Raw genomic sequence first — 12310 nt, forward strand, 5'->3', positions numbered from 1 at the left:
CCTCGACGCATCGAGTGGGCCAGTCAGGTTCGGAACCGAGAGATCGCCATGTTCCGTTCCCTGATGAGTGCCCGGCGCTTCGCGCCGCTGTTCTGGTGCCAGTTCTTCTCGGCGTTCAACGACAATTTCCTCAAGAACGCGCTGGCGTTCCTGATCCTGTTCGGGATCGGCGGACAGGCGGATGCCCATGCCGGTGTCCTCGTCACCTTGGCGAGCGCGGTGTTCATCGGGCCGTTCTTCATCCTGTCGGGCCTCGGCGGGCAATGGGCCGACCGGTACGACAAGGCGCTGATGGCCCGGCGGCTCAAGTTCGCCGAGATCTTCGCCGCCGGCACCGCGGTGATCGGCTTCCTGCTGCATTCGGTCCCGGTGCTGTTCGTGGCGCTGGGCCTGTTCGGGACGATCGCGGCCCTGTTCGGGCCGATCAAGTACGGGATCCTGCCGGACCATCTGCGCCGCGAGGAGCTGCCGGCCGGCAACGCGCTGGTCGAGGCCGCGACCTTCCTGGCGATCCTGCTGGGTACGATCGCGGCCGGCGCGGCCTCGGCGATGGGCGGCTCCGGCCTCGTGTTCGGTGCCCTGGTGATGGGCTTCGCGGTCCTGTGCTGGCTCTCGGCCCGGATGATCCCGCCGACCGGGGAGGGGGCGCCGGACCTGCACGTCGATCGCAACGTGGCGCGCTCGACCGCCTCGCTGCTGCGCGACCTCTGGGCCGACACGCGCCTGTGGCGCGGCTCCCTGACGGTGAGCTGGTTCTGGCTGGTCGGCGTCGTGGTGCTGTCGCTCCTGCCGGTCCTGGTGCGCGACGCCTTCAACGGCACCGAGACCGTGATCACCCTGCTGCTGGCACTGTTCTCCGTCGGCATCGCGGTGGGATCGGGGCTCGCCTCGTGGCTCGCCAGCGGCCGGATCGTGCTTCTGCCGACGCCGGTCGGGGCGGTTCTGATGGGCCTGTTCGGCCTCGACCTCGCCTGGACGATCGGACATCTTCCGCCGCCGTCCACGGCGGCGATCGGACCGTTGGACTTCCTGCGGACCGGCGACGGCCTGCGCACCGCCATCGGGTTCCTCGGCCTCGCCATGTCGGGGGGCCTCTACATCGTCCCGTCCTTCGCGGCCGTGCAGGCCTGGACCGAGAAGGCGATGCGGGCCCGGATCATCGGGGCGGTCAACGTCGTGACCGCGGCGTTCATGGTGGCCGGCACCCTGGCGCTGGCGGCCCTGCAGGGCGCGGGCCTGTCGATCGCCAGCCTGCTCGCGGTCGTGGCGGTGCTGAACCTGATCGTCGGCGCCGTGGTGTTTGCGACCCTGCCGACCAGCCCGTTCCGCGACGCGCTCTCGATCCTGTTCCGGGCCTTCTATCGGCTCGAGGTCCGCGGACTCGACAACGTCGCGGCGGCCGGGCCGAACTGCATCCTGGCGCTCAACCACGTCTCGTTCCTCGACGCGCCGCTGGCGCTGTCGCTGCTCGACCAGGAGCCGGTCTTCGCGGTCGACAGCGGAATCGCGCAGCGCTGGTGGGTGCGGCCGTTCCTGCGGGTCACAAGGGCGATGCCCCTCGACCCGACCCGGCCGCTCGCCACGCGGACGCTGATCAACGCGGTCAAGAATGGCGAGACCCTGATCATCTTCCCCGAGGGACGGCTCACCGTCACCGGCAGCCTGATGAAGGTCTACGACGGCGCCGGGCTGATCGCCGACAAGTCGGGCGCCATGGTGGTGCCGGTGAAGATCGACGGGTTGGAGCGTACCGCGTTCTCGCGCCTGTCCCGCGGGCAGGTCCGCCATCGCTGGTGGCCCAAGGTGACCGTGACGCTAATGCCGCCGGTGCGGCTCGCCGTGGATCCGGCGCTGCGCGGCAAGGCCCGGCGTCAGGCGGCCGGGGCAGCCCTCTACGGCATCATGTCCGACCTGCTGTTCCGCACGGCCGACACCGACCGGGGCCTGATGGCAGCGCTGATCGAGGCCGGGGACCGCCACGGCTGGCGCCGCACCGCCGTCGAGGATCCGGTCACGGGCCGCCTGTCCTACAGCCGCCTCGTCCTCGGCGCGAACGTGCTCGGCCGCAAGCTGATGCCGCTCGCCCCGGAAGGCGGCCGGATCGGCGTGATGCTGCCCAACGCCAACGGCGCAGCCGTAACCCTGTTCGGCCTGGCATCGGCGGGCCGGGTGCCGGCGATGATCAATTTCTCCGCCGGCGCGGCCAACGTGCTCTCGGCATGCCGGGCGGCGCAGGTCGACAAGATCCTGACCTCCCGGGCCTTCATCGAGAAGGGACGGCTCGGCACCCTGATCGAAGCGATCAAGGGACAGGTCGAGCTGATCTACCTGGAGGACGTGCGCGCCACCGTCACGACGCCGGACAAGATCCGCGCCCTGCTGGCCGGGCGCAAACCCCTGGTGCGGCGCACGGGCGAGGATCCGGCCGCGGTGCTGTTCACCTCGGGCAGCGAGGGTACGCCCAAGGGCGTGGTGCTGGCCAACCGCTGCATGCTCGCCAACGTGGCCCAGGTTGCGGCCCGGATCGATTTCGGCCCGACCGATAAGGTCTTCAACGTACTCCCGGTGTTCCACGCCTTCGGGCTGACCGCCGGGCTGGTCCTGCCGCTGGTCTCGGGGGTGCCGGTCTACCTGTACCCGTCGCCGCTGCACTACCGGATCGTCCCGGAGCTGATCTACGGCTCCAACAGCACGGTCCTGTTCGGCACCGACACGTTCCTCGCCGGCTACGCCCGGGCCGCGCACGCCTACGACCTGCGCTCGCTCCGCTACGTCGTGGCCGGGGCCGAGGCCGTGAAGGAAACGACCCGCAAGACCTGGGGCGAGAAGTTCGGGCTGCGGATCCTGGAGGGCTACGGCGTCACCGAGTGCGGACCCGTCGTCGCGCTGAACACGCCGATGTTCAACCGCTTCGGTACGGTCGGGCGGATCCTGCCCGGGATCGAGACCCGCCTCGAGCCGGTGCCCGGGATCGACGATGCCGGCCGCCTGTCGGTGCGAGGCCCCAACATCATGCTGGGCTACCTGCGGGCGGAGAAGCCCGGCGTCCTGGAGCCGCCGCCGGGTGGCTGGCACGACACCGGCGACATCGTAGCGATCGACGCCATGGGCTTCGTGACGATCAAGGGCCGGGCCAAGCGCTTCGCCAAGATCGCCGGCGAGATGGTGTCGCTCGCCGGCATCGAGGCGCTCGCGGCCGAGCTCTGGCCGAGCCAGCCGAGCGCGGTCGCGGCGGTGCCGGACGCGCGCAAGGGCGAGCGGCTGGTGCTGTTCACGCAGGAGAAGGGCGCGACGCGTCCCGCCTACCAGAGCTTCGCCAAGGAGCGCGGCGCCTCCGACGTGGCGATCCCCGCCGAGGTGGTGGTGCTGGACGCGATCCCGATGCTGGGCAGCGGCAAGGTCGACCAAGTCTCGGTGGTCAAGCTTGCGCACGAGCGGGCGAAAGAAACGGCGGCAGCCTGACCGGCCGTCCCATCCCACCCCCGCGCGTCCCCCAAACGGGGGATGCGGGCGGCATCGCGTTAGCATGGTATCACGAATACAGTCATGATTCGATCAATCTTGAGTGATCGAGATTCAGGGACTGAATTCCGCGATTCGCGCGTGTGTCGACGAGGGGTTGATCATGCAAAAGGGCAGGCGATTTCCGATCTGGCTGACTCGGCGGGCCTACTTCAAGCGTCTCGAACGCTGGGCGAAGCCCGGCAAGGCGCGCAAGCCCGCGCCGCCGAGCGCCGAGATCGCGCCTGCAATGCTGTCGTCCAACGTCGTGCCGTTCCCGATCCACCTGGCCCAGGCGAGCCGGCCGGCTTTCCCGGACCTGCGCGGCGTCGGCATCGGCTGAACCGCCGCCCCGGGCCTTGCCTGCCGCGGCGGATCGTTGAATCTGTGCGCCCTGGCAGACCCGGGATCTGGAGGATGCGTGCCGCACCATGGGCCTGATCCCGGCGCGGCCGCCGCGTCCAGGCTTCGCCGCGCGGCCCGCGCGGGCCGCGCGATGGCGGCACTTCTGGTCGTGCTGGTCTTGGCCGGCGCCGGGCTGGTCTGGTGCTACGCCGCTTCGCTGCCGCCCCTCGACCTGGCGGCGGCCTCAGCGCGCTCGACCGTGGTGCTCGACCGGTCCGACACGCTGCTGCGCCCCTTCGCCACCGCGGACGGCCGCTGGCGGCTTCCGGCCAGAGCGGCGACCGTCGATCCGCGCTACCGGGCGATGCTGCTGGCCTACGAGGATCGGCGCTTCGAGACCCATCCCGGCGTCGACCCGATGGCGATCCTGCGCGCCGCCGGTCAATGGCTGGGGCATGGCCGGATCCTGTCGGGCGGCTCGACCCTGTCGATGCAGGTCGCCCGCCTGGTCGAGCCGCGCCACGGGCGCTCGCTGGAGGCCAAGGTCCGTCAGATGGCGCGGGCTGTGACGCTGGAGCGGCAGCTCGGCAAGGCCGCGTTGCTCGACCTCTACCTGGCGCTCGCCCCCTATGGTGGCCCGCTCGAGGGCGTCCGGGCGGCGAGCCTGGCCTATTTCGGGCGCGAGCCGGCGCGGCTGACGGCGGCGCAGGCGGCCTTGCTCGTCGCCCTGCCGCAATCCCCAGAGACCCGCCGGCCGGACCGCTTCCCGGGCCGCGCCCGGGCCGCCCGCGACAGGGTGCTCGATCGGGTGGCCGGGCGCGGGCTGATCAGCGTGGCCGAGGCCGCTGCCGCCAAGGCCGAGCCGGTCCCGACCGGGCGGAAGCCGTTCCCGATGCTGGCCGCCCACGCCGCCGAGGAGGCGGTCGCGGCCGAGCCCGGGACGGCGGTGATCCGCCTGTCCATCGACGGGCGGCTGCAGGCGCGCCTCGAGGACCTGGCCGCCGAGCGTGCCGCCGCGACCGGACCGGCCCTCTCGGCGGCCATCGTCGTGCTGGACAACCGCGACGGCCGCGTGCTGGCCCAGGTCGGCAGCCCCGGCTACCTGGATCCGAGCCGTCGGGGCGCGATCGATATGACGCTGGCGGTGCGCTCGCCGGGCTCGGCACTGAAGCCGTTCATCTACGCCATGGCCTTCGAGGACGGCCTCGCTCATCCCGAGACGTTGCTGGAAGACCGCCCGGCCCGGTTCTCCGCGAGCTATGCGCCCGAGAACTTCGACCTGACCTTCCAGGGCACGGTCACGGCGCGGCGCGCCCTGCAGCTCTCGCTGAACGTGCCCGCGGTGGCGCTGATGGAGGCTGTTGGGCCCGCACGCTTCATCGCCCGGCTGCGGGCGGCCGGCGCCGGGATCCAGCTGCCCCGCGAGGCCGCCCCGGGCCTGCCGGTGGCGCTGGGCGGCCTCGGCATCACGCTCACCGACCTCGCCCGGCTCTATGCCGGCCTCGCCCGGGGCGGCGGAGTGCCCGACATCCTGCGCCGGGCCGGGGGAGCCGCCGGAGCGGGCACGGAGCGCCGGGTCACGGAGCCGGTCGCGGCGTGGTACGTCGCCGACATCCTGCGCGGGACGCCGCCGCCGGAGAACGCGCTGTCGAGCCGCATCGCCTACAAGACCGGCACGTCGTTCGGCTATCGCGACGCCTGGGCGGCGGGGTTCGACCGGCACGTCACCGTGGCGGTCTGGATCGGGCGGCCCGACGGTGCCGCGGTCCCCGGCCTCGTCGGGCGGGTGGCCGCGGCCCCGATCCTGTTCGATGCCTTCGCGCGCCTCGGGATCGAGCCAGAGCCGGTCCCACAGCCCCGCAACGCCCTGAGCGCCACCGAGGCCGGCGGCTTGCCGCCGCCGCTCCGGCGCCTGCGCCGCGACGGGGCGGAGACGGCCGGCCCCTCCCTCAAGATCGCCTATCCCCCGGACGGGGCCCGGATCGATCTTGGCCTCGCGGCCGATCCGGTCGGGCATGGGGACGGAGGTCCCAGCCTCGCCCTCAAGGCCCTCGGCGGCGTCCCGCCGCTGACCTGGCTGGTCGACGGCCAGCCGGTGGCCCAGACACCCCGCCGGCAGGCCGCGTGGGTCCCGAACGGCGCCGGATTCGCGCGGATCTCGGTTCTCGACGCCACCGGAGCGAGCGACAGCGTCTCCATCCGCCTGGAGTGAAGTGCCGCCTCAGCGTTGCCGACGATCAGAGGCGCCGGGACGCGACATTATGTGCGGGCTAATACGGTCACCAATGTCAGTCTTCATACGAAGATTCATCGGTCATCAACGAATACCGGCCTAATGCTGGCCAGTGAGGTCGGTGATGGCTTGGAAGGTCGGCGCCGCGATCGCGGGGCTTCTCGGTTTGGTGGGTGTGACGGCTGGACTCGGCGGCGGTGCTGATCCGCGCCGGGCCGGCTGGCGCGAGACCTATCGGCCGCCTGCCGAGATCCCGTTCCCGGACGAGAACCCCTACTCGGCCGCCAAGGCCGACCTGGGCCGGCGCCTGTTCTTCGATCCGATCCTGTCCGGCGATGGCACCCGGGCCTGCGCCACCTGTCATCTCCCCGATCTCGGCTGGGGTGACGGGCGCGCCCGCGCCGCGACGCGGATGCAGGGCGACATGGACCTGCGCACGCCGACGCTGATCAACATCGCCTGGCAGGACGGCCCGATGGGCTGGGACGGAAAGTTCAAGACCCTCGAATCCGTCGCGGCGATGCCAATGATCTCGCCGTCCAACATGAACCTGCCGATGGCCGATGCGCTCGCCCGGCTGTCCGCCGACTCGAGCTACGCGGTCGCCTTCGCCACCGCATTCAACGATCCCGCCATCACCCGGGACCGGCTGGAGGCGGCGCTGGCGACGTTCGAGCGCCTGATCGTGACCGGGACGAGCCCGTTCGACCGCTGGATCGCCGGCGACGAGGCCGCCATTGGCGAGCCGGCTAAGCGCGGCTTCGACCTGTTCAACGGCCGGGCCGATTGTGCCGGCTGCCATTCCGGCTGGTCGTTCACCGACAACTCGTTCCACGACATCGGAGTCGGCACCGGCAACGATATCGGCCGGGGCCGCTTCAAGCCCACATCGGTCGCCCTGCGCTATGCCTTCAAGACCCCGACCCTGCGGGAGATCGGCCGCCGGGCCCCCTACATGCACGACGGCTCGTTGGCGACCCTGGAGGCGGTGATCGATCTCTACGACCGCGGTGGGATCGAGCGCCCGAGCCGCTCCCGGGCGATCAAGCCGCTCCATCTCAGCGCGACGGAACGCGCGGACCTGCTGGCGTTCCTCAAGACGCTCTCGACCGAGGCGGCCCCCGACCTGACGACGGCATCATTCACCACCGCGGCCCCGGCACCGTGACGGCGGCAGCGCAGATCACCGCGTCATTCCAGGGCGCCGCAGGCGAGCCCGGAACGACGAGCGGGTTGGTTTGGCACGACGGCAACACCCAAGCCGCGGACACGCATCGCGTTGTCTGCCGCCCGACACCGAGCCCCGATAGGCTCGCGACGGCGACCGTCAGCGCGCCAGCCCCGGCTGCGGCGCTCCGATCGCGCGCCGCTCGGTCGCTTCCGGCGCGACGCCGACGCGAGCCTCGATGACCGCGTAGCGATGGGAGAGGTTCGCGAGGCTGACGATGATCCACACGCTGCCCAGCAGGCTCGCCGCCAGCACGCCGAGCAGGACGTAGACCGTGCGGGTGTTGCGCCGTACTTCGACCGACAGGTCCAAGGCGAGGTCCCGGTTGCCCTGGAACAAGGCGTCCCGCGCGGCGACCAACTCGTTGTGCATCTCGCTGATGACGTGGGTGGCGTTGTAGAGCAGCAGCAGGTGGACGACGAAATCGTCGTCTGTGGTGGTGTTGAGGGCGGCCGCGACGCGCACGGCGAGCTGCCGCTCCCAGGGCAGCAGCTCCCGGCCGTGGACCGTCCGGTAGAACCGCTCGAGGTTGTTCACGGACGGAAGGCCTCGCGCCAGGCCGTGTGGAAGTTGCGCCGCAGGCGCCGGCCCTCGACGCGCAGGCGCATCGGCGCGGTCGTCGCCAGTTCCAGCCAAGTCGTGTGCTGGATCCGCAGCGCCTCGATCAGGCGCTCGCCGATCCGCTCGATCTCGGTGGCGCGGAAGTTCGGTTGCGCCCGCAGCTGCCGCACCACGTCGGAGGCTTCCAGATAATCGAAGTTGGTCGCCTGGGCGGTGTTCTTGGCGAGGATCGCCCGGTCGCATTCGAGCAGCAGCGGACGGAGTTCCCGGAGCACGTCGAGGGCGGTGGGATCGACGGCACCGGCGGCCACGACCACGCAGAGGCGGATCTTCTCCTCGCGGCAACTCTCGACGATGATCTCGGTGCTGCGCCGGGTCGTCTCGGTGTCGCCCGCTGGGAAGTCGACCACGACGAAGCGCTCGGCGGCGTCCGACACGCGCTCGATCAGGTCCTGGACCAGGGTCGGATCGACGCGGCCGGTGGAATCCTCGGCCCGCAGGCGCTGCCGGAAGCAGGACACGCCCGGACGGCGCGGCATGAAGCTCTGGCTGCCCGGGTCGGTCTCACGCATCAGCGCCGTGTGGAAGTGCCGGTTGGCCGGGTCGGTGTCGACCGCAAGGACCGGCCCGACCTCGGCACAGAGATCCGCGATCTGCAACGCGATGGTCGTCTTGCCGACGCCGCCCTTGCCGCCCAGGCACAGGATCAGGACCTTGGTGTTGCCTGGGCCGAGCAGATCCTGCTGGATGTCCTGAAGCTCGGACGGGGTGTACCAGGCCGGAACCTTGAGCTGCGTGACGTCGGTCATGAAAGTCTCCTCGGGTTGAAGGGCGCAGGTCGGCGTCCGCGCGGGCGCTGCTGCGCCGGGCCGGGACGGTCCTGCAGGGGTTTCAGGGTCGGTATCGTCGATCCGGGCTCGTCCGGCGGGCAGCCGGGCCGCCTGTCTGCGCACGGTCGATCGCCGACCGGGACGCGGTGAACGGGCCTCGCGACGGCGGGAGAGCGGGGCCGCGATTTTGGGCGCTTGGGCCGGGCACGCTCAAGCCGGACGCCCGCCCAGGCATCGGCCGATCGCTCGCCCACCGCCCGATGGCCGGCGATCCCCGCACAGTGGCGCAGTGGACGCGGGATTGCGGAACCGGATGTGGCCCCGCCGTGGCATAGCGCCGTACAGGTCGGGACCCGAAATGTTTGCCCTCGTCACGCCTCGCACTCCGTTGCCGGCCCGGTGCCGCGGCGGGACCGCGTCAGTTCGTCGTCTGGCCAGCGTCGCGCAGGAGCGAGAGTTCGCCCAGCGCGGCGACAGAGGCAAGCCTATAATCCGAACTGTTGACAGCTTATCCGTACGTATGATCGCAATTTCTCAGACTCCGTTCGCAAAAAATGTCTCTTTCTTCGATAAAATTCCATCATCTCCGATTTTAAATACATATATATTCAAATATATACATCTAGCGCACATCAATATACGCGGGATCTAAGGCTAAATACCGCCAAATGCTCAGATGATACATCTTGGTCATCGAGGCGTATTGGGACGCCACCGCTGGCGGCGCGTCCTCAGATCCCGTCTCGAAACACGATTGCGGTTGCCGGTGAGGCTCAGGACAGCGGATGGCTTGCCGTTTCCGGATCCGGGATCAGGCCATCGCGGGACCGGCGCGCGGCTCGGCAACGCTTGAAATCCACAGCGTTAACCTTCCACTCATATTCGTTAATAAACCATTGGCGAGAAGCCTATTAACCTATCTAAATAGAGCGGTAACCACGGTGTCGACATGCACCGGTGAGGCTCCGATGCTACCAATCAAGACAAAGCGCACGTCAGCCGGATACGCTCTCACCGCCGCCGGAGCCGCGAGCCTCGCGGCCACCGGCGAGGCCCAGGCCCACGTCAAATGGTTCTGCGCCTACGACGTCGCCGGGCAGCCCCAGGGCCTCGAGCAGGTGCTGTGCGCCAACTTCGAGGGACTCACCGTCCTGGCTCTGGTGTGCCTGATGTTCGGGTGCCTGGCCGAGGGCACGCCGCTGGGCGGCGCCCTGCTCAACGCGCTGGATCGTGTGACCTCCCGGGTCCGGACCGACACCGAGCTGCTGGTCCGCGCCACGCTGGGTTTCTTCTTCGTCTCGCTCTGGGAACTCGGTGGCATCATCCTCACCCCCGAACTCAAGACCGACGTCGCCTGGATCCCGTGGTTCCAGCTCGCGCTGGCCGCCGGCCTGATCTGGCGCCGAACCATGCCGCTCACCGGCCTGGGCATCGTCTTCCTGTTCAGCTTCGCCACGGCGCAATACGGCGTCTTCCACTTGGCCGACTACCCGATCTTCCTGGGCGTGGCCGTCTACCTGATCTGCCGCGGCCTGGACCTCTCGCCCTTCGGCGTGCGCCCGCTCGACATCGTGCGCTGGACCGCCGCCATCACGCTGATGTGGGCGTCGATCGAGAAGTGGGCCTATCCGGAATGGACTGCGCCGCTAATCGCTGCCAAGCCGCAGATGACGCTCGGCGCCACCCCGGAACTGTTCATGCAGGCAGCCGGCGTCATCGAGTTCACCCTGGCCTTCGCGCTGCTCTGGACCCCGCTGGTGCGGCGCGCATCGGCGATCATTTTGGCCGCGATCTTCGTCTCGGCGGTGTTCGAGTTCGGCAAGGTCGATGCGATCGGGCATTCCGGGATCATCGTGGTGCTGATGGCAATCGCCGCCGACGATGTCCGGATCGCGGTCCGGGCCCGCCACGTGGTGCTGGCGCCGGCCTGGTACGGGGCCGCCCTGGCGCTCTTCCTCTTCCTCTACTACGCGGGCCACGCGGCCCTGTTCGGCGGGCTCGACACCCTGCCGGTGATCTGAGGCGCGGATCAGCGCGCTGCGAGGAGCGGCGCGAACACGTCGGTCAGGCCGGTGATCAGGATCTGGGTCCCGACGCAGAGCAGCAGGAACGCGAACAGGCGGCCGGTCACCCGCGCCCGGGCCGGGCCGATCAACGCCACCACCCGGTCGGCCGAGGCGTAGATCAGCGCCACCGCGAGCGCCACGACGAGAGCCGCCAAGGTGACGCCGAGATAGAAGCCGAACCGGTCCGCGTAGGCGGCGGGCCGGTTCGCGCCCAAGCTGATCGCCACCGCGATGGTGCCGGGCCCGGTGGTGAACGGCAGGGTCAGCGGGAAGAACGCGATCTCGGCCAACGGCGCCGGCGCCGGGTCGCGGCTCGCCTCGATCAGGGTCGTCGCCCCGCGGTCCTTCGAGCCGGACGCTTCGGCCTGCTTGCGGGCCTCGCGCGCCTCGGGGCGGTTGAGCTGGGTCCAGGCCGAGGACATCACCACCAGTCCGCCCGCGATCCGCAGGGCCGCCAGGGTCACTCCGAAGAAGTTGAGGATCGGTGTGCCGGCCCAGAGGGCGCCGAGCATCACCAGGGCGGCGTAGACGCCGATCTTGCGCGACAGCAGCACCCGCTCGGCATGGCTGTAGGCGGTGGTCACCTGCGCGAAGATGAAGGCCCCGCCGATCGGGTTCACGATCGCGATCAGGCCCGAGAAGGCGAGCAGGAACTGCTGGATTGTGAAATCGATGCTCATCAGGGCCGCCGCCTAGCCCAACAGGCCTCCGACGACCAGCCTATCGCTCTTCAGCCCGGCGACGGCGCGGGCACCAGCACCCGCGCGGGGGCGAGGCGGCGGGCGCGGCGCACCTGCTGGACCGCGATCGGTCGGTAGAGCTGCTTGGTCGCGTGGACCACGTGCAGGCCGGCGAAGGGCAGGGCCAAGCCTGAGCCAAGCCGCTCCCAGGCGGGACCGGTGCGCAGCATCAGCCGCGAGCGCACCGGCGGCATGTACAGGGTCTCGGCCCAGCCCTCGGGCGAGAACAGCGTGTCCCGCATCAACCGGCCGAGCTGCGAGCGGCTGTAGGGCTGGCCGTGGCCGAACGGCGTCGCCTCGCGCCGGGCCCAGACGCCGCGCCGGTTCGGCACCACCAGGATCATCCGGCCGCCCGGGGTGAGGGTGCGCCAGACCTCCTGCAGCAGTTCCGTCGGGCTCTCCACCGATTCGAGCGCGTGGACCAGGACGACCCGGTCGATGGCGGCCTCGGGCAGCGGCATCATGGTCGGGTCGGCCAAAGCCGTGCAGGACCGGCCGGTGCCGGGCCAGTTCACCACCCCTTGCGTCGCCGGCATGAACGCCAGAGTGCGCTCGGCGATGCAGTGGATCGGCCCGAGATACGGTGTCGCGTAGCCCAGTCCGAGGACCCGCAGGCCCGAGACCGAACCCAGGAACCCGTGAAGGGCGCGGGCGACGACGCGGTGCGTCTCGGCCCCCAGGGGGCTGGCATAGAAGGCGCGCAGGCCGTTGACGTCGAGACGCATGGACGAACAGGACACCGAGCCCGGGACAATGATCAACCTCAATGGTGAGACGCGATGCGCGCCGCAAGCGCCATCGATCCC

General features: G+C 70.3%; 9 protein-coding genes. 5 read left to right on the forward strand and 4 right to left on the reverse strand.

Annotated elements, in window-relative coordinates; translation table 11 throughout:
• Window positions 1–48: 48 nt before the first annotated feature.
• From AC0IY0_RS00845 to AC0IY0_RS00860, 4 genes are all read left to right on the forward strand, one after another.
• On the forward strand, window positions 49–3462 hold the full coding sequence (locus AC0IY0_RS00845) for an acyl-[ACP]--phospholipid O-acyltransferase (protein WP_147907325.1): 3414 nt from the start codon (window positions 49–51) through the stop codon (window positions 3460–3462).
• Between the two features lie 103 nt (window positions 3463–3565).
• A complete protein-coding gene (locus AC0IY0_RS00850) occupies window positions 3566–3844 on the forward strand; it encodes a hypothetical protein (protein WP_246692607.1) in 279 nt (92 codons plus the stop codon).
• Window positions 3845–3997: 153 nt separating this feature from the next.
• Entirely contained in the window at window positions 3998–6058 is a 2061-nt protein-coding gene (pbpC, locus tag AC0IY0_RS00855) for a penicillin-binding protein 1C (RefSeq protein ID WP_471762832.1), read from the forward strand.
• A gap of 145 nt (window positions 6059–6203) precedes the next feature.
• Window positions 6204–7247, forward strand: a complete 1044-nt coding sequence (locus AC0IY0_RS00860; protein WP_471762833.1) for a cytochrome-c peroxidase — start codon at window positions 6204–6206, stop codon at window positions 7245–7247.
• A 159-nt stretch (window positions 7248–7406) separates the two neighbouring features.
• Here the strand turns inward: AC0IY0_RS00860 and AC0IY0_RS00865 are convergent, their stop codons facing one another.
• Together AC0IY0_RS00865 and AC0IY0_RS00870 are read right to left on the reverse strand one after the other, a co-directional pair.
• On the reverse strand, window positions 7407–7844 hold the full coding sequence (locus AC0IY0_RS00865) for a hypothetical protein (RefSeq protein ID WP_147938192.1): 438 nt from the start codon (window positions 7842–7844) through the stop codon (window positions 7407–7409).
• Window positions 7841–8677, reverse strand: a complete 837-nt coding sequence (locus tag AC0IY0_RS00870) for a nucleotide-binding protein (RefSeq protein WP_147907329.1) — start codon at window positions 8675–8677, stop codon at window positions 7841–7843. Before AC0IY0_RS00870 ends, AC0IY0_RS00865 begins: the two co-directional genes overlap by 4 nt.
• Before the next feature lie 989 nt (window positions 8678–9666).
• Here AC0IY0_RS00870 and AC0IY0_RS00875 point away from each other — a divergent pair.
• A complete protein-coding gene (locus AC0IY0_RS00875; RefSeq protein ID WP_147907330.1) occupies window positions 9667–10719 on the forward strand; it encodes a hypothetical protein in 1053 nt (350 codons plus the stop codon).
• A gap of 8 nt (window positions 10720–10727) precedes the next feature.
• Here AC0IY0_RS00875 and AC0IY0_RS00880 read toward each other — a convergent pair whose 3' ends face one another.
• Window positions 10728–11444: a MarC family protein gene (locus AC0IY0_RS00880; protein WP_419830255.1), complete on the reverse strand. Its 717-nt coding sequence runs from the start codon at window positions 11442–11444 to the stop codon at window positions 10728–10730.
• Between the two features lie 50 nt (window positions 11445–11494).
• Window positions 11495–12229, reverse strand: a complete 735-nt coding sequence (locus AC0IY0_RS00885; protein WP_147907332.1) for a methyltransferase domain-containing protein — start codon at window positions 12227–12229, stop codon at window positions 11495–11497.
• Window positions 12230–12310: the final 81 nt, after the last annotated feature.

Source organism: Methylobacterium sp. AC315 (genome assembly GCF_979253755.1).

What these genes read in the sequence shown, in the direction of transcription:
- AC0IY0_RS00885 (WP_147907332.1), bottom strand. Translation starts at nt 12,229, where the DNA reads ATGCGTCTCGACGTCAACGGCCTGCGCGCCTTCTATGCCAGCCCCCTG.
- AC0IY0_RS00880 (WP_419830255.1), bottom strand. Translation starts at nt 11,444, where the DNA reads ATGAGCATCGATTTCACAATCCAGCAGTTCCTGCTCGCCTTCTCGGGC.
- AC0IY0_RS00870 (WP_147907329.1), bottom strand. Translation starts at nt 8,677, where the DNA reads ATGACCGACGTCACGCAGCTCAAGGTTCCGGCCTGGTACACCCCGTCC.
- AC0IY0_RS00875 (WP_147907330.1), top strand. Translation starts at nt 9,667, where the DNA reads ATGCTACCAATCAAGACAAAGCGCACGTCAGCCGGATACGCTCTCACC.
- pbpC (WP_471762832.1), top strand. Translation starts at nt 3,998, where the DNA reads ATGGCGGCACTTCTGGTCGTGCTGGTCTTGGCCGGCGCCGGGCTGGTC.
- AC0IY0_RS00845 (WP_147907325.1), top strand. Translation starts at nt 49, where the DNA reads ATGTTCCGTTCCCTGATGAGTGCCCGGCGCTTCGCGCCGCTGTTCTGG.
- AC0IY0_RS00860 (WP_471762833.1), top strand. Translation starts at nt 6,204, where the DNA reads ATGGCTTGGAAGGTCGGCGCCGCGATCGCGGGGCTTCTCGGTTTGGTG.